Genomic DNA, 17,254 nt, shown 5'->3' with positions numbered 1-17,254 from the left:
GACGGCGAAGCCTAGCAGCGCGCCGTGGCCGCGAAAAGTCAGGCCAGCGCGCGGCCGCCGAAGAACGGCGTCAGCGTGGCGCTGAGGCCATGCGTGCGGTTCGAGGTGAAGATCATCTCGGCGCCCGACTGGGCTTTGCCGCCAGCGTGTGGGCCGAGCAGGTCCGAGACGCGGCGGGCGATGGCCGGCGCCGGGTCGATCCATTCCACCGGCCAGGGCGCCAGCCGCTTCAGCCGGTCGAGCAGCAGCGGATAATGCGTGCAGGCGAGCACCACAATGTCGGTGCGTGCGCCCGCATCCGTGGGGTCACCGACGAAGCAAGGCGCGATCTCGGCGAGGATGTCGCCGTCGCTGATCGGATGGCCGCCGAGTTCGCGTTCGGCGAGCGAGGCGAGTTCGGGCGAGCCCACCAGCGTCACCTCGCAGCCCTGCGCGAAATCGCGGATCAGCGCCTTGGTATATTCGCGCTTCACCGTGCCCTTGAGTGCCGAGTACGGAGACCCGGCGGGTCTTCGATTGCGCGCAGGCCGGCTTGATCGCCGGCACCGTGCCGACAAAGGGCAGGGAATAAGCGGCGCGTAGGTGGGATAGGACCAGGGTGGAGGCCGTGTTGCAGGCGATAACGGCGAGGTCAGGATCATGCGTGCCGATCAACTCCCCCATCAGCGGCACGACGCGGGCGATGATCTCCTCCTCGCTGTGGTGGCCGTAAGGGAAAAAGGCGTCGTCGGCCACGTAGACGTAATGCGCGTCCGGGCGCGCGGCCACGACCTCGCGCAGCACCGTGAGCCCGCCAAGGCCGGAATCGAACACCAGGATGGTCGGAGAGTCTGTCACGTCGATACCCTAGCCCGGCATGGTTACCATTCGGTTTTTGGGGCGGTTTTGCGGCAAGGCCGCCAGGCGACGATTAAAACGGTTCAATTTGAGGATGGCCGCATGTTCCCGCTATGAGCCGGATGCCCGGCTGCGGACGGCGTCGGGGGCCGCGTCCATGACAGGAGCATGGCGGACAGCTTCTCCCGATGACGAAGTATGATACGACCCCACGACTGACCAGTTCGCGGTTGCAGGAGACGCCCATGCTCACCGTCCACCATCTCGGCAAGTCGCAATCCGAGCGCATCGTCTGGCTCTGTGAGGAGCTCGGAATCCCCTATGAGCTGAAGCGCTACACGCGCGATCCCGTCACCATGCTGGCACCGGCCGAGTACAAGGCGTTGCATCCGATCGGGGCGGCGCCCGTGATCACGGATGGCGATCTTCTGCTCGCCGAATCCGGCGCCATCGTCGATTACATCATGGCCAAATACGGCAACGGCCGTCTCGTGCTCGGTCCGGACGATCCTGATTTCGCGCAGTTCCTGTACTGGTTTCACTTCGCCAACGGCACGCTGCAGGCCGGCATGGGCCGGTTGATGATCCTGAACCGGCTGAAGCTTGCAGAGGATAATCCGATGCTGGTCGCGACCATGACGCGCGTCGACCGGGCCTTCGATCTGGTCGACGCGCGCGTTCGTGATGCCGAATATCTTGCCGGAGACACCTTCACCACCGCCGACATCATGATGGGCTTCTCGCTCACCACGATGCGCTACTTCCAGCCCTACGATCTCCAGCGCTGCCCGAACGTGGTGAAATATCTCGGCCGCATCGGCGCGCGGGCGGCCTACCGGCGAGCGATGGAAAAGGGCGACCCCGGCATGGCGCTGCTGCTGAGCTGAGCGGCCGCGCGGTCTATGCTGTTCTGTTCGTGGTGGCGGTCCGCTCGGTCGCGAGCTGCTTCTGCAAGCGATCGATGTTCTGCAGCAGGCGCTGGCTGGTCAGCACCAGGAAATAATAGCCGAACTGTGGATCCTGGAAGTAGATCTCGAGCAGGCGGTCATAGGTGATCGTCAGCACCTGGCCGTCCTCGATGCATTCGATCGTGCCGGTGCGCCGGTTGTCGGGCGTCAGGAAGCCGAGTTCTCCCATCAGGGCGCCGGGCCCGATCTCGACGTTGATCTCCTTGACCAGGAATTTGCCGGTGACCGTGAGCAGCATCTCCTTGGCCGAATCGCCCAGCCTGAACAGGGTGTCGCCGCGGCGATATTTGCGCTCCGTCATGAACGGCTTGAGCCATTCGATCGACATGTCGCCTTCGGCGGCATGTCGCGCTTTCTTGACCAGCTTGAGCATCTGCCGCAGGCGCACGGCGTTGATCGGAAGCAGCAGAAGATAGAGCAGGAACGTCGAGACGTTAGCCGAGAGTGCACCGAAGACGGCGAAGAAGGCGCAGCCGACCATGTTGGCGACGCGCAGGGGCACCATCGTCCGCATCAGCAGGGTGGCGACGAAGAAGCCGGCGCCGACCGCGGCGAACAGATTGGCCAGCGTGATGTTGTGGACGAAGATCTCCAGCATCCGGTTGAAGATCGCGTCGTAGGTCACGTCGTTCGGATCGAGGCCCATCTGGACCAGGATCTTCGCGATCCTGAGGTTATCCGTCGCCGCGTCGAGAATGCGGTCGAGGATCGACGAAATGTCTGCGCTGCCGGACGGCATGGTGCTAACCCCGCGTAAGGCCTTCAGTCCTGGTCGGTATCGTATAGCCGAAATCGAGTGACGACCGCTTGAATGGAGCCTTCGGCCGTCATGCCGCAAGAGGCAAATTTTAGCCTGATCGGTGATTTCGGCAATTGCCCGTTGGTTGTGCGTATTGGTGCGCCCGTGATTCGGGGGACCTCGGCAGGGCTTCGGCGTCGCGGACCTAGACCTGGGCGCCCGACGGGGCGGCGGGGTGGGGAGCTTCGCCCTACGGCTTGGCGGCGGGCTGCACGATCTGCTGTTCGACAAGGGCGAGGTGCCCCGGCAGCGCACCGGCGCGCAGCAACATGGCGACGCTGTTGGCCTCCTCCAGGCTGAAATTGCCGGAGATCTGGCCGGAACCCCCGGTGATGGGCTCGCGGATCACCGGAGCCGAGATCACCTTGTCGTCGAGCACGATGGCGAAGGGCTTTCCGATGTTTTCCTCGGTGACGTGGGCGAAGCGCCGCGTGCCGCGGCCATTGAAGCGGAACGAGGCGATCGGCTCATTCGTTGCACTCGCAAAGCCCGGCCCCGCGTAGCTGACGTCGTTGCCATCGAGCGCGCTGTCCCTGGCAACCAGATAAGGGCGCTTGTCCTTGAAGCCGAACAGGACCTCGCTGCCGGGAGGCGGCGTGCCGGATTGCGCCTGCTCGACCGGCATCGAGAGGTCAACCAGGCGAAAGCTGACCTTGACCTTTCTGGCGAAGATCGCGGCGACGCGCTCGGGCTCCAGTTCGCCCGGCACGAAGATGCGGATGCGGTCCTTCCCGTCAGGCTGGACGCTGGCGAGCTTGACGCCGGAATCCTTGAGACGCTGCTCGATCATGGCGATGCAATCCTCGACGAGATCGCGCAGCCGTGCGGCGGATGCGGCATCGGTCGGCGTGAGCCCGACCAGCCCGTCGCCGCCGTCGGCCACGGTGAGCGAGTGCGACGGCAGTCCTTCCGCGGCCGAGGCGAGCCTGCGTGCGAGCTGTTCGCGGCCCTTGGCATCTGCGATCTTCAATTCGACGCCGCCGTCGCGGATCGCAAGCCCGGAGAAGGCGATCTTGCCCTCGCGTAGGGTCTTGTAGACGTCGTCGCGCAAATCCGTGATGACGCTCTCGCGCAGCCCGTCGCTGTCCACCTTGTAGACGATGCGTGAGCCGCCCAGCTTCTCCATCTTGTCGCCGACGAAGGCCGCGATCCTGGCGCGCATCTTGTCGAACTGGCTGTCCGCGGCGAACGCGGCGCGGGGCATGGCGATCGCCGCGGCCATGATCGCCGACGTCATGGCGAGCGCGGCAATCAGTCGTGTCATCCGGTCCCGCAGGAGCAGGGGCATCGTGTCTTCGCGTATCGCAGCAGGGCGCTGACGGGCAACTCTGCCGCCAGTCCTTGGTCCCGCAACCGCGTGAGGAGGTTCAATCGGCCCGCCTTGGCACGGGCCGGCCCGGATTCTCGCGCTGTAACCGCTAGATCACGCGCTCGCTGTGGACGCAGCGGCAGTCCATCTCATAGTCGAGACCGACCACCGGAGGCCGGTTGAAATGCCAGGTCACGCCATGGCGCGCCGCGCCACGCCGGCCCAGCTCGCTGGCGAGGAAGGGGTGGATGTCGTGCACGGTATAGACCTGCACGCCGGTGGTGTCGCGCCAGCTGCCGCCAAAGGCGCTCATCCGGCGCTCCATCTCGCCGAGCACGTATTTGGCCTTTTCCAGCATGCCCTCAGGGCTGGTGTCGCCCAGCCGCACCGTGTGGTCGCGGTAGTTGGCCTTGCCTTCGACGGATTCTCCGCTGCCGGCGACGACGAAGGATGGTGCAGCATCCGTGGCCGGTACGGTGAAGGAGAAGGCGTGAAAACTCGGCTCCGCGGGCGGGGCGATCTCGGGACAGACATTGCTGCGCGCCACCGGATTGACGCCGTCCTTCATGATGCCCCATTCGATCAGGGTCTTGATGTAGATCTCGTTGAAGGCCTTGAAACCGTCTTCCGTGAACGGTGCGGGCGAGCGCAGCTCGCAGGCGCCGAACGCGGTCAGCGGTCGGCCGGCCTGCTTCAGGATTTCCGTGATCCGTGCAAAGCCCGCCTTCAGCGGGACCGGCTCGGCGAAGCGCACGCGCTCGATCGAGAAACCGGGCAGGGCGGCGATGCCGCAGGAATACTGGCTGACGCCCGGCATGAAACGATAGCCGCTGTTGGGTGCTTCGACGGTGCTGATCATGATGCCTCTTTGACCTGAAGGGGACGACGGGGTGGCGGCGCGCTCATTCGCTTGCTCATGCGCTTGCTCATTCCTGGAGCACGCCGAGATAGGCGTCGCGCACGATGGGATCGGCGAGCAGCTCGGTGCCCGATCCCTCGCGCACGATGCGGCCCATGTCCATGACGAAGGCGTGGTGACAAAGATCGAGCGCGGTGGTGACGTCCTGCTCGACCAGCAGGATCGACATGCCCTTGGCGTTGAGGGCGCGGAGCGCCGCCACGAGCTGTTCGACCAGCAGCGGCGACAGCCCGGGCGACAATTCGTCGATCATCAGCAGGAGAGGCGCGCTCATCAGGCCACGGCCGATGGCGCACATCTGCTGCTCGCCGCCCGGAGCGTCGCGGCGGCCTGGCGGCGCCGTTCGAGCAGCCGGGGGAAGGTGGCGTAGACCTGGTCGAGATCCCGCGCGACCGCGGCCCGGCCGTCCCTGCGCAGATAGGCGCCCATCAGCAGGTTTTCCTCGACGCTCATGGCGCCGAACAGACGGCGCCCTTCCGGCACATGCACGATGCCGTGGCCGAGGATCTCCGCGGCACTTCGGCCGGTGAGATTGCGGCCTTCCGAGAAGCACTCGCCTGCGGACATCGGGAGCAGCCCGGAGAGCACGCGCATCAGGGTGGACTTGCCGGCGCCGTTGGAGCCGATCAGCGCGGTGATCTCGCCGCGGCGCACGGCGATGTCGACGCCCCACAGCACCTGGATCTCGCCGTAGCCCGCGCACAGCGCCTTGGTTTCCAGGATCAGCGAACTAGCCATGGCCGGCGTTCCGCTGTGCGTATTTCTGTCCGAGATAGGCTTCGACCACCGCCGGATTGCTGATCACTTCGCGCGGTGCGCCGTCGGCGATGAGCGTTCCGTTGTGCAGGACAACGATGCGGGTGCAGACGTTGAGCACGACCTTCATGAGATGCTCGATCATCACGATGGTGATGCCGCCGGCTGCAAGCTCGTGGATCAGCCTGGTGGCGCGCTCGACCTCCGCGCTGTTGAGGCCGGCATTGACCTCGTCGAGGAACAGCAGCTTCGGTTTCATGGCGAGCGCCTTGGCGAGCTCGAGCCGCTTGCGCATCGCAAGCGTGAGCGTTGCGGCGGGCTGCGAGGCCTGTGCCTCGAGTCCGACGAAGGCAAGATGCGCGCGCGCGGCATCGCGCGCCGTCTTCAGGCTGACGCCCGGCTGCGAGAACAACGCGGCGGCCGCGACATTGTCGAGCGCAGTGAACTCGGAGAACGGCTGCACGATCTGAAAGGTCCGCGACAGGCCCAGGCGAGCGGCCTGATAGGTCTTGATGCGCGTGATGTCGGTGCCGTCGAAGGTCACGGTGCCGGAATTGGCGGGCGTGACGCCGCAGATCGTGTTCACCAGCGTGGTCTTGCCGGCGCCGTTCGGGCCGATCAGGCCGAGGACTTCGCCTGTTGCGACCGACAACGTGACATCGCGCAGCGCCTGCAGGCCGGAGAAGTGGCGCGATACGCGGCTCGAGGTGAAGAAGCTCAGACATGCTTCGCCCTCCGCCAGAGACGATCGGGGCGCAGGGAGCTCAATCCATGCGGCAGGAACAGCAGCAGCAGCACGATGAGCAGGCCAAGCACACCGGTATGGATCTGGATGTAGTTGCGCCAGACGACCTCTTCGAGGCCGAGGTAGAGAAACGCGCCGCAGGCAACGCCGAGCGGCGAGCCGAGGCCGCCCATCAGCGCCATGACGATCGGCTTGACCGAGTAGAGCACGTCGAACACGTCGGACGGGTCGATGTAATGGACCCAGGCGGCATAGATGCCGCCGGCCGCGCTGACGAAGCACGCCGAGAGGCCGAAGGCGGCGGCCTTGTAGAGCGTGGTGTTGAGCCCGACCATGCTGGAGGCGGTCTCGTTCTGCCTGATGCAGGCGAGCGCGAAGCCGAGCTTGGAGCCGCCAACGATGATCGCCATCAGCGCCGTCGCCAGCAACACGCCCCACATCGCGAAGAAGAAGAACGTTGCCTCCGCCATGATGCCCGCGCCGGAGGCGAGCGGGATGTTGAGGCCCATGCCGCCGCCGGTGAGATCGGTGGCGTTGTTGACGAGCTCGCGCAGCTACTTCGGCCAGCGACAGGCTGGCGATGGCGAAATAATGTCCGCGCAGACGCAGCAGCACGGCGCCGAGTGCCGCGGCCGCGACAAGCGCGCTCAGCGTCGCAAACGCGACCGCCGCCCATAGCGGCCATCCCAGGCCGAGCAGGACGCCGGCCGCATAGGCGCCGTATCCGAAGAACGCGGCCGTCGCGAAGGACGGATAACCGGCGAGCCCGCCGACGATATTCCAGGACAGCGCCAGCACCGCATAGAGACAGGCGATGGTGCCGAGCCTCAGCGCATAGGCGCCGCCGAACAACGGCAGCGCGGCGACGGCCGCGATCAGGACCAGTAGTGCGATGTTGCTCCGGGTCATTCAAAGCCCTTCCGACCGACCAGGCCCTGCGGCCGCAGCACCAGGAAGACGATCAGCAGGACGAACGACAACGTGGTCGCATGCGACGGGCCGAGGAAGGTCGATCCAACGCCCTCGACCAGCGCCAGCAACAATCCGCCGGCGAGAGCCCCGGAGACGCTGCCGAGGCCGCCGAGCACGCAGACCACGAAGGCCTTGCCGAGATAGGCCGACGACGTCAGCGGCGAGATCGGGAAGATCAGCGCCATCAGCACGCCGGCGCAGCCCGCGAGCGCCGCACCGAGGCCAAAGGCGATGGCGTAGATCGAGGGCACGTTGACGCCCATCAGCACGGCGGCGTCGCGGTCGAGCCTGACAGCGACGATGGCGCGGCCGATCCTGGAACGGCGCAGCAGCAGATAGAGCAGCCCGGTCAGCGCGAGCGCCGCGGCGGTCGCGATCAGGCGGTCGACCGGCACGACGACATCGAGGACGGAGACCGACCCCAGCGACGGCGTCAGCGTCAGCTTGCGATAATCGGCCTTGAAGAAATAGATCATCGCGTTGTTGAGGATCAGGTCGAGGCCGAACGTCAGCGTCAGCGTCACCAGCACGGGGGCCGTGATGACGCGGTTGAGAACCAGGCGCTGCAGCAGATAGCCCAGCGCGAAGAACAGGGGCGCTGCGACGATGACGGCGTACCAGGGCGGGATATGCAGGGCGTTGTAGAGCCCGAACGCCAGGTAGGCGCCGAGCACGATGAATGAGCCGTGGATCAGGTTGATGACGTTGAGGACGCCCCAGACCAGCGAGAAGCCGATCGCGATGCAGGCATACAGGCAGCCCAGAACGAGTGCGTTGATCAGGATCTGGGCGGCTTGCATGAGCGGCGGGCCGGCTCAGTTCACGCCGATTTTCAGATCGCCCTGCTTGATGGCCTGAGGAAACAGCACCACGGGCTTGCCTCCCTGGATCTGGAAGACCGGCGGATCGAGCGAGTTGATCTGGCCGTTGGCGCCGAACTTCACGGGACCGAAGAAGGTGACGACGTCGAGCTTGGCGAGCTCGTCGCGGACCTTGTCGCGGTCGAGCGAGCCGGCCTTTTCGATCGCCATCTGGAACAGCGCGCCGCAGAGTGCGGCGGAGGCCTGGCCGTAATCGGGCTCGCTGTTGTACTTGGCCTTGAACAGCTTCACGAAATTCGCGGTCGTGCCGAAGATGTCCTTGCCGTCATATTGCTCGGCCGGGTGCCACCAGGCGGCGCTGGAGACGTTCTCGGCTGCAGGTCCCAGTGCGTCAATGAACTCCTGATAGGCGGGGCCTGCGATCATCGTGACGACGGGCGCCTTCATCTGCTGGTCGACCATCTGCTTGCGCACCAGCAGCAGGTCGTTGGTGTAACCGGTGACGAAGATCCATTGCGGCGCCAGCGACTTGATCTGCGACAGGGCGGCGGAGTGATCGAGCGTGCCGATCGCATATTTCTCGGAATAGACGACCTCGTAGCCTTCCGCCTTCGCCGACTTCTCCATCTCCTGCGCGATCGCCAGCGGGAACAGATCGTTGCGGGCGAGGATCGCGACCTTCTTCACGTCGGGGACCTTGGTCTTGATGATCTTGGTCAGCGGCGTGGTAAGCGTGTCGTTCGGCGTGAAGGTCCCGAACAGGTATTTGTAACCCTGGTCGTAGACCTGCGAGGACGAGGCGGTCGCGGCCAGCGTCGGCACCTTGTACTTCTCGGACACGGTGCTGGCCGCCTTCGCGGCGCCCGAGCCGAAGGCGCCGAACATGAAGTTGACGTTGTCCTGGCTGATCATCTGCTCGGTGGCCTGCACCGCGCGCGGCGTGTTCGACTGATAGTCGGTGTAGACGATCTGCACCTTGTACTTCTTGCCGCCGACCGAGATACCGCCGGCCTTGTTGGCCTGCTCGGCCCAGAGATCGTAGCCCTGTTGCTGCTTGACCGCCTCGGGCGCCAGCGCGCCGGTGATCGGCAGCGGCGCGCCGAAGCGGATGACGTCCTCGGCGGAGGCGGCGGACAATTGCGCTCCGAGCGCCAGCACCGCAGCGCTCAACGGAATGGATCGACGGACGCGGCGAGCAACCCACGACTGATTCATCTCAGGAATTCTCCATGGCGGTGTCTCTGCGCTCAAGCATGGCAAATCCACCATTCGAATAAAAGCATTGAAATTAGAGGTCTTGGATCGAATAATTAGAACGCTAGCCAGCCCCCTGCCGTCCTGTTGGGCAGCGCCGGTTCATCAGGGAAGGCCCGCTTGTGATCGAGTCCGCTGCCATCCGATATTTTCGCGAAGTGACCGAAAGCGGTTCGATCAAGCAGGCCGCAACAGCGCTCCGGATCGCGCCGAGCGCCATCAGCCGGCAGGTCCAGGCGGCTCGAGGAGGAGTTGTCGGTCAAGCTGTTCGAACGCGGGGCGCGCGGCATGATGCTGACCGATGCAGGCCGGTTGCTCTATCGCTACGCAGTCGAGAACCGCCACCAGCTCGACGGCATCCGGGTCAAGGTGCAGGAATTCGAGACCATGCGCCGCGGCCAGGTCAAGTTCGCGGCCGTCGAAGGCATGGTCACGAACTTCCTGTCCAATTTCGTGATTGATCTGTCCGCCAACTATCCCGGCATCTCGACCTCGATGACCGTGGTGGGCTCGCGCGCGGTGGCCGAGATGGTCAGCCGCAACGAGGTCGATCTCGGGCTGGTGTTCGGACGCGCACCGCGCCGCGAGCTGATCGAGCTGGCGCGCATGCGCCAGTCGCTGTGCCTGATCGTGTCTCCGAAGCATTCGCTGGCCCACCGCGACAGCTGCTCGGTCAAGGAGCTGGCCGGCCTGCGCGTCGTGGTGCCCGATCCATCCTTCGGCATCCGGCAGGAGATCGATCGTGCCTGCGCCAATGCCAAGGTGCGGCTGGAGATCTGCAACGAGACGAACTCGCTGGCCTTTGCCCAGACACTGGCCGCGCGCACCGATCTGGCGACGTTCCTGCCGCGTGATACTGCCATGCCGTCGATCGAAGCCGGCCGGCTGGTTGCCGTCCCCTTGCGTGACAAGCGACTGGAAGCCACGCAGGTGACGCTGGTTCAGCTTGCCGGCCGCAACATGTCGCCGTCGGGCAGGCTGGTGGCCGATCTGCTGATCGGGCGGATGAAGGCCTCGCGAGAGTGACGGTGCCAGCGTGCCGCCTCTCGATTCGTGCACGGCCAGCCCCATGGACGAACGCCAAATCATCCATCATTGTGCTTCCCGCTTGACCGGCCAATCGGTCGAGGCCTCGCCACACCAAAATGTCAAAAGACAGGGGGCGGGGAAATGCATCTGAGGGAGGACGGAATTCCATGGCGGGCATCCACGCGCTCGATCGCCTTATCGGCAACGACTATCCGGAGCTTTCGACGGACGAAGAGGTCCGGGCCTTCGAGCAGGTCCCCTACGCGAAACGCGTCGCGGCCGAGAGCACCTACGACGCCATCAGGCTCGGTGCCGAGTGCAACCCCGACGGCGCCGCGATCCAGTTCCTGCAAAATGCCGATCCGGCCGATACGCCCGTCGTGGTCACCTACCGCGACTTCATCGCGCGCGTGACGCAGGCGGCCAACATGTTTCACGCCCTCTGCGTGGAGAAGGGTGATGTCGTCAGCTTCATGCTGCCCCTGGTGCCAGACGCCTTCGTGACGCTGTTCGGCGCGGAAGCCGCGGGCATCGCCAATCCCGTCAATCCGCTGCTGGAGCCGCATCAGATCGCCGAGATCCTGGAAGCCGCGAACACAAAGGTCCTCGTGGCGCTCGGGCCGATGCCGGGTACCGACATCTGGCAGAAGGTCGAGCAGATCCGTCCGCAGTTGAAACATCTCAAGGCGATCGTGCAGGTGTTCGGCGGCGGCGATCCGGCGCAGGGAGTCTTTGCCTTCAACGATTTGATCAAGCAGCAGCCGTCCGACCGCCTGGTCAGCGGGCGCAGGATTTCCGGTAGCGACGTCGCCGCCTATTTCCATACCGGCGGTACCACCGGCACGCCGAAGCTGGTTCGGCACACTCACGCCAATCAGGTCTATCAGGCCTGGGCGCTTAATCTCCTGCTGAAGTCGAAGCCCGGCGCCAACATGCTGTTCGGCATGCCGCTGTTTCATGTCGGCGGATCGCTGACCCAGGTGCTTACGACGCTGTCGAGCGGCGGCTCGCTGGTCGTGCTCTCGCCGAGCGGCTGGCGCAATCCCAATGCGGTGAAGAACATCTGGAGCCTGGTGGAGCGCTTCAAGCCTGAAGCGCTGTCGAGCGTGCCGACGGTGCTGGCGGCGACGCTCGGCGTGCCGCCGGGCAACGCCGATATCTCCAGCCTGAAATATGCAGCCGGCGGCGGCTCGGCGATCCCCGTCGCGGTCGGCTCGGCGATCCAGGAGAAGCTCAAGCTGCCGGTGGTCGAGGTCTACGGCATGACCGAGACGTCGAGCGTGCACACGCTGGCCTATCCGTCGCGGCCGATCAGGCTCGGTTCGGTAGGGCTGCCGATGCCTTACGCGCGCGTGCGCATCGTGCAGCTCGATGCCGACGGCCGGCTGATCCGCGACTGCGCACCCGACGAGATCGGCGTCGTCATCATGGCAGGGCCGGGCGTGTTCGGCGGCTATCTCAATAACGAGCACAACAGGGGCGCGTTCGTCGACGATGTCTGGGTCAATTCCGGCGACCTCGGCCGGCTCGATGCCGACGGCTATCTGTGGATCACCGGCCGCGCCAAGGATCTCGTGATCCGCGGCGGTCACAATATCGATCCGGCGCCGATCGAGGAGATCATGTTCCAGCACCCCGCGGTCGGATTTGCCGCCGTGGTCGGCCAGCCCGACGCCTATGCCGGCGAACTGCCGGTGGGGTACGTGCAACTGAAGCCGGGCGCCAAGGTCGAGCCGGGTGAGCTCGAGAATTGGGTCCGTGAGCGCACGCCTGAGCGCGCCGCTGTCCCGGTGCAGGTCATCGCGATCGACCCGATGCCGGTCACCGGCGTCGGCAAGGTGTTCAAGCCGCAGCTGCGTTGGGACGCAGCGCAACGCGTCTTCACCAGAGTGCTGACACCGATTATCGCGCGCGGCATCGATTGCAAGGTGAAGGTCGGCGCCCACGGCAGCCACGGCTCGATCGCCACCGTGACGCTCGCGGGCCTGCCGGCGGATCAGCACGAGGTCGTCGCGGGGGAGGTGCACACGCTGCTCGACCCGTTCGTGATGCGGCACGAGGTGGTGCAGGGGTAGACCTTGTCGCGCAAGCTTGTCGTGGCTCAACTTGGCGTGACCATTCGCCACGTCCCGAAGTGTGAGGGTTGTCACATAGGGAAAAATTGGCATCAGGTAAGCTTTTGCATAAACTCATGGAATTGCATTCGCGGGGACACACGTGATTCCGCTTCGGCTATTTGCCTTATTGATGTTTGCGATCGGCTTTTCCTGCGCACCGGCGCAGGCCGAGAAGCGCGTGGCGCTGGTGATCGGCAACTCCGCCTACAAGAGCGCCCCCAAGCTCGGCAATCCCGTCAACGACGCCACCCTGGTCGGTAGCATGTTCAAGTTGGCCGGCTTCGACTCCGTCGACGTCAGGTTGGATCTCAATGCCAGCGACATGCGGCGCGCATTGCGGGAATTTGCTGGCCGGACGCGCGATGCCGATGTGGCGGTGGTGTATTATGCCGGCCACGGTATCGAGCTCGACGGAAACAACTATCTCATTCCGACCGACGCAGCACTCGAGAGCGATGGTGACGTTCTCGACGAGACCATTCCGGTCGAGCGCGTGCAATTCTCGGTCGAGCCTGCCAAACAGCTCCGCCTTATCATTCTCGACGCCTGCCGCGACAACCCGTTCGCCAGGACGATGAAGCGTACGCTGGCCTCGCGCGCGATGGGCCGCGGGCTCGCCAAGGTCGAGCCGACAAGCCCCAACACAATGATTGCCTTCGCGGCGAAGGCGGGTTCGACCGCGTCCGACGGCGACACCCGTAATAGCCCGTTCGCTACGGCGATCGCTGAGCATTTGCCCAAGCCGGGCCTCGATCTGCGCAAGGCGTTCGGCTTCGTTCGCGACGACGTCCTCAAACGGACCGGCTACAAGCAGGAGCCGTTCGTCTACGGCTCGCTCGGTGGCGACGACGTGCCCCTGGTTGCGGCTAGGCCCGCGGTGACGGGACCGCAAGCCAACCCGCAAGATGCCATTCGTCGGGATTATGAACTCGCGCTGCAACTCGCCACGCGTGATGGTTGGGAGGCGTTCATCGCGCAGTATCCCGACGGCTTTTATGCCAACCTCGCCAAGGGCCAGTTGAACAAGATCGCCGCCGAGGAAACGCGCGCGTCGGCCGAGCAAAAGGCGAAGGCGGCCGAACAGGAAAAGGCGAGGCTCGTCGCCGAGCGCGCCCAGAAGGCCGAGCAGGAGAAGGCGGCCGCTGCCGCGAAAGCCGCCGGAGAGGCCCGGATCGCGGCGGAGAAGCAGAAGCAGATCGAGCAGGCGAGGGCTGACGCGGCCGAGCAGCAGCGCAAGATCGCCGAGGCGGCGGCTGCGAAAGCCCTGGCCGAGAAGCAGGCGGCGGAGAAGGCCAAGGCCGAGCTTGCCGCCAAACAGGCCGCCGAGAAGGCCGAGCAAGCGGCAACGCCGGCGGCCGACCGGCAGCGGCCTGAAGTCGAGAGCCAGAAAGTGGCCGCGCTCGCGCCTGCGCCGGCGTCCACGTTATCCGCGGCCGACCTCGCGAAATCCGTGCAGGCCGAATTGCGCCGCGTCGGCTGCCTGTCCGCCGCCGCCGATGGCGACTGGAGCGCCGCGTCACAGCGCTCACTGACGCTGTTCAACAAATATGCCGGCACCCAGTTCGACGCGAAGCTCGCAAGCCTCGATGCGCTCGACGCGCTGAAGGCCAAGCCTGGACGGGTCTGCCCGCTGGTGTGCAATTTCGGCTTCAAGGCCGACGGCGATCAATGCGTCAAGATCACCTGCCGCGCCGGCTATCGCGTCGGCGACGACAATGAGTGCGAGAAGATCCCGGAGAAGAAGCCGGTTGCAACGCGCGAGGATTTGAGGAAACGCGATAGCGAGCGTCAGCAGAAGGAAGCAGCGCCCACGAGTCCGCAAGCCCGGTCATCGGGCCAGATCTATTGTGGCGCGGCTGGCTGTCGTCCGGTCCGCCCCGGATGCAGGGTCGTGGCCGCCAGCGCCGGATCTGGAACAGGGGCAGCCGGCGCCGGAGTGGTCGGCCAGGGAAACGTCATCGAGGTCTGCAACTGAGATTCAGCGGGTAGAAGACGCTTTGCAATCTACCCGCATCCTGGAAGCCCGGTCCTATCCCGCCGGCATCCGCGTCTCGACCAGGCGTGCCCAGAACGATGCGCCGTGGCCGAGAATGTTGTCGTTGAAGACATAGGCCGGGTGGTGGCACTCGTTGCCGTCGCCCATGCCGACCAGCACCATCGCGCCGGGACGCGCTTCCAGCATGAAGGAGAAGTCTTCGGCGCCCATCATCGGAATGAATTTGTCGTTGACGCGGTCGGTGCCGACGATGTCGCGGGCGACGTCGGCGGCAAGGCCGGCCTCGCGCGCATGGTTCATCGTCACCGGATACATCCGCGTGTATCTGGTCTCGGCCGAGCCGCCATAGGCGCGGGCGATGCTGTCGGCGACTTCGCCGATGCGGCGCTCGACGAGGTCGCGCACTTCAGGATCGAGCGTGCGCACGGTGCCGCCGAGCTCCGCCCTTTCGGGGATGATGTTGAAGGCGGTACCGGAGTGGAACTGCGTGATCGAGATGACGGCCGACTTCAGCGGATCGACGTTGCGCGCGACGATCGACTGCAGCGCATTGACGATCTGCGAGCCGATCAGCACGCTGTCGACCGACTTGTGCGGACTGGCGCCGGCGTGGCCGCCCTTGCCGTGGACGATGATCTGGATGTTGTCGGAGGAGGCGAGCATCGCGCCGGGCGTGGTCGCGAAATGGCCCTCGGGCAGGCCGGGCATGTTGTGCATGCCGTAGACCTCCTGGATGTTCCAGCGGGTCATCAGCCCGTCCTCGACCATGGCCTTGCCGCCGCCGCCACCTTCCTCGGCGGGCTGGAAGATCACGACCGCGGTGCCGTCGAAATTGCGCGTCTCGGTGAGATATTTGGCGGCACCGAGCAGCATCGCGGTGTGGCCGTCATGACCGCAGGCGTGCATCTTGCCGGGGACCTTGGAGGCGTAGGCGACGCCGGACGTCTCCATGATCGGCAGCGCGTCCATGTCGGCGCGCAGGCCAATGGTCTTGCCCGATGCCGATTTGCGGCCGCGGATCACGCCGACGACGCCGGTGCGGCCGATGCCCGTCACCACCTCGTCGCAGCCGAACTCGCGCAAGCGATCGGCGACGATGCCGGCGGTGCGGTGGACTTCGTAGAGCAGCTCCGGGTTCTCGTGGAAGTCATGGCGCCAGGCGGCCATTTCGTCGGAGAGGGCGGCAACGCGGTTGACGATGGGCATGGGGTGAGGTCCGTTTTGTTGTCGTTTTCAGCAAGGGTCACGCAGATTTCTACGACTCTCCGAACACGCGCTTGAAGATCGTGTCGACGTGCTTGAGGTGATAGCCGAGGTCGAACTGCTCCTCGATCTCGGCGTCGGTGAGATATTTCTTCACCTCGGCGTCCTTCTTCAGCAGAACAAGGAAGTCGCCTTCGCCGCGCCAGACCGGCATCGCGTTGCGCTGCACAAGCTTGTAGGCGTCCTCGCGGCTCGCGCCCTTCTGCGTGAGCGCCAGCAGCACCCGCTGCGAATGCACGAGGCCGCCGAGGCGGTCGAGGTTCTTCTGCATGTTGGCGGGGTACACCAAGAGCTTGTCGATCAGACCGGCAAGGCGCACCAGCGCGAAGTCGAGCGTCACGGTCGCGTCCGGGGCCATCATGCGCTCGGCGGAGGAGTGCGAGATGTCGCGCTCGTGCCAGAGCACGACGTTCTCCAGCGCCGGCGTCACATAGGCGCGCACCATGCGGGAGAGACCGGTGAGGTTTTCCGACAGCACCGGGTTGCGCTTGTGGGGCATCGCGGACGAGCCCTTTCGCCCTTCGGAGAAGAACTCCTCGGCCTCCAGCACCTCGGTGCGCTGCATGTGGCGGATCTCGACCGCGATGCGCTCGACCGACGAGGCGATCACGCCGAGCGTCGAGAAATACATGGCGTGACGGTCGCGCGGAATCACCTGCGTCGAGATCGGCTCGGGCACGAGGCCCATCGCCTTGGCGACGTGCTCTTCGACGCGCGGATCGATCTGCGCGAAGGTGCCGACGGCACCGGAAATGGCGCAGGTCGCCACTTCCTTGCGCGCCGCGATCAGGCGCTCCTTGGCGCGCGAGAATTCGGCATAGGCATAGGCGAGCTTGAGGCCGAAGGTGACGGGCTCGGCATGGATGCCGTGGGACCGGCCGATGGTCGGCGTCATCTTGTGCTCGAAGGCACGCTTCTTCAGAGCGGCCAGCACCTTGTCGAGATCGGCGAGCAGCAGGTCGGCGGCGCGGGTGAGCTGGACGTTGAGGCAGGTGTCGAGCACGTCGGAGGAGGTCATGCCCTGGTGCACGAAGCGCGCCTCGGGGCCGACGATTTCGGCAAGGTGGGTCAGGAAGGCGATGACGTCGTGCTTGGTCTCGCGCTCGATCTCGTCGATGCGGGCGACGTCAAAGGTGGCGTTTTTGGCCTTGGCCCAGACCGTCCTGGCGGCTTCCTTGGGGATCGTCCCGAGCTCGGCGAGGGCATCCGCCGCATGCGCCTCGATCTCGAACCAGATCTTGAACCGGGTCTGCGGCTCCCAGATCGAGGCCATTTCCGGACGGGTATAGCGGGGGATCATTGGACGACTCCAGATAGGTGGGCGGGCGGCCCAAGGGGGCTGCGACCTGCCAAAATGCTTTTTACGCCGTGATTTAGCAGAGCGGGCAGGGCGAAACAAACGGTCTGGGGCCGCAGAGAGGGCGATCGCCGAGCTTTCCACCGGCCCGGCAAGCCAGGACGGCCCAAGG

The 17,254-nt window shown here is 65.4% G+C and carries 13 protein-coding genes and 4 pseudogenes; 5 read left to right on the top strand and 12 right to left on the bottom strand.

Translation table 11 applies throughout. The features are described 5' to 3' along the window. Nucleotides 1-38: 38 nt before the first annotated feature. A pseudogene (gene murI, locus ACQ86E_RS02070) lies at nucleotides 39-837 on the bottom strand (glutamate racemase). A 245-nt stretch (nucleotides 838-1,082) separates the two neighbouring features. Between murI and ACQ86E_RS02065 the strand changes: the two are divergent. Further along, nucleotides 1,083-1,724, top strand: a complete 642-nt coding sequence (locus ACQ86E_RS02065; protein ID WP_431203984.1) for a glutathione S-transferase family protein — start codon at nucleotides 1,083-1,085, stop codon at nucleotides 1,722-1,724. A 13-nt stretch (nucleotides 1,725-1,737) separates the two neighbouring features. Here the strand turns inward: ACQ86E_RS02065 and ACQ86E_RS02060 are convergent, their stop codons facing one another. From ACQ86E_RS02060 to ACQ86E_RS02020, 9 genes and pseudogenes are all read right to left on the bottom strand, one after another. Next, nucleotides 1,738-2,544: a Crp/Fnr family transcriptional regulator gene (locus tag ACQ86E_RS02060; RefSeq protein WP_431203983.1), complete on the bottom strand. Its 807-nt coding sequence runs from the start codon at nucleotides 2,542-2,544 to the stop codon at nucleotides 1,738-1,740. 250 nt (nucleotides 2,545-2,794) lie between these two features. Continuing rightward, nucleotides 2,795-3,892, bottom strand: coding sequence for a SecDF P1 head subdomain-containing protein (locus ACQ86E_RS02055; RefSeq protein WP_431203982.1), 1,098 nt, complete (start codon nucleotides 3,890-3,892; stop codon nucleotides 2,795-2,797). A gap of 130 nt (nucleotides 3,893-4,022) precedes the next feature. Then, a complete protein-coding gene (gene cnbZ / locus ACQ86E_RS02050) occupies nucleotides 4,023-4,772 on the bottom strand; it encodes a 2-amino-5-chloromuconate deaminase CnbZ (protein WP_431203981.1) in 750 nt (249 codons plus the stop codon). 67 nt (nucleotides 4,773-4,839) lie between these two features. Continuing rightward, nucleotides 4,840-5,570, bottom strand: a pseudogene (locus tag ACQ86E_RS02045) (ABC transporter ATP-binding protein). Further along, a complete protein-coding gene (locus ACQ86E_RS02040) occupies nucleotides 5,563-6,240 on the bottom strand; it encodes an ABC transporter ATP-binding protein (protein WP_431206372.1) in 678 nt (225 codons plus the stop codon). The pseudogene ACQ86E_RS02045 and the gene ACQ86E_RS02040 overlap by 8 nt, the downstream one beginning before the upstream one ends. Before the next feature lie 65 nt (nucleotides 6,241-6,305). Further along, the gene (locus ACQ86E_RS02035; protein WP_431203980.1) at nucleotides 6,306-6,842 is read right to left on the bottom strand and encodes a branched-chain amino acid ABC transporter permease; all 537 of its coding nucleotides are present in this window, start codon (nucleotides 6,840-6,842) and stop codon (nucleotides 6,306-6,308) included. 106 nt (nucleotides 6,843-6,948) lie between these two features. Then, a pseudogene (locus ACQ86E_RS02030) lies at nucleotides 6,949-7,242 on the bottom strand (ABC transporter permease subunit); the annotation flags it as partial. Continuing rightward, nucleotides 7,239-8,105, bottom strand: a complete 867-nt coding sequence (locus ACQ86E_RS02025) for a branched-chain amino acid ABC transporter permease (protein ID WP_431203979.1) — start codon at nucleotides 8,103-8,105, stop codon at nucleotides 7,239-7,241. The gene ACQ86E_RS02025 and the pseudogene ACQ86E_RS02030, both read right to left, overlap by 4 nt. A 15-nt stretch (nucleotides 8,106-8,120) precedes the next feature. Continuing rightward, complete coding sequence (locus ACQ86E_RS02020) at nucleotides 8,121-9,341, bottom strand: amino acid ABC transporter substrate-binding protein (RefSeq protein WP_431203978.1); 1,221 nt, start codon at nucleotides 9,339-9,341, stop codon at nucleotides 8,121-8,123. 161 nt (nucleotides 9,342-9,502) lie between these two features. Between ACQ86E_RS02020 and ACQ86E_RS02015 the strand changes: the two are divergent. The 4 genes and pseudogenes from ACQ86E_RS02015 to ACQ86E_RS02000 form a co-directional block, all read left to right on the top strand. Continuing rightward, nucleotides 9,503-9,571, top strand: a pseudogene (locus tag ACQ86E_RS02015) (hypothetical protein); the annotation flags it as partial. Between the two features lie 61 nt (nucleotides 9,572-9,632). Then, the gene (locus tag ACQ86E_RS02010) at nucleotides 9,633-10,406 is read left to right on the top strand and encodes a LysR substrate-binding domain-containing protein (RefSeq protein ID WP_431203977.1); all 774 of its coding nucleotides are present in this window, start codon (nucleotides 9,633-9,635) and stop codon (nucleotides 10,404-10,406) included. Between the two features lie 170 nt (nucleotides 10,407-10,576). Next, a complete protein-coding gene (locus ACQ86E_RS02005) occupies nucleotides 10,577-12,484 on the top strand; it encodes an acyl-CoA synthetase (RefSeq protein WP_431203976.1) in 1,908 nt (635 codons plus the stop codon). Between the two features lie 172 nt (nucleotides 12,485-12,656). Continuing rightward, nucleotides 12,657-14,501, top strand: coding sequence for a caspase family protein (locus ACQ86E_RS02000; protein ID WP_431206371.1), 1,845 nt, complete (start codon nucleotides 12,657-12,659; stop codon nucleotides 14,499-14,501). Nucleotides 14,502-14,555: 54 nt separating this feature from the next. On the opposite strand, the gene ACQ86E_RS01995 is transcribed toward ACQ86E_RS02000, so the two are convergent. Both ACQ86E_RS01995 and purB read right to left on the bottom strand, forming a co-directional pair. Then, on the bottom strand, nucleotides 14,556-15,728 hold the full coding sequence (locus tag ACQ86E_RS01995; protein ID WP_431203975.1) for a M20 aminoacylase family protein: 1,173 nt from the start codon (nucleotides 15,726-15,728) through the stop codon (nucleotides 14,556-14,558). A 49-nt stretch (nucleotides 15,729-15,777) separates the two neighbouring features. Beyond that, nucleotides 15,778-17,085: an adenylosuccinate lyase gene (purB, locus tag ACQ86E_RS01990; protein WP_431203974.1), complete on the bottom strand. Its 1,308-nt coding sequence runs from the start codon at nucleotides 17,083-17,085 to the stop codon at nucleotides 15,778-15,780. Between the last annotated feature and the right edge of the window lie 169 nt (nucleotides 17,086-17,254).

The sequence above is a fragment of the Bradyrhizobium betae genome (genome assembly GCF_050632175.1).
In the GTDB taxonomy this organism is placed as follows: Bacteria; Pseudomonadota; Alphaproteobacteria; order Rhizobiales; family Xanthobacteraceae; genus Bradyrhizobium; species Bradyrhizobium betae_B.
Note: the sequence above shows the minus strand (reverse complement) of the source record. Positions and strands in the feature narration are given on the sequence as shown.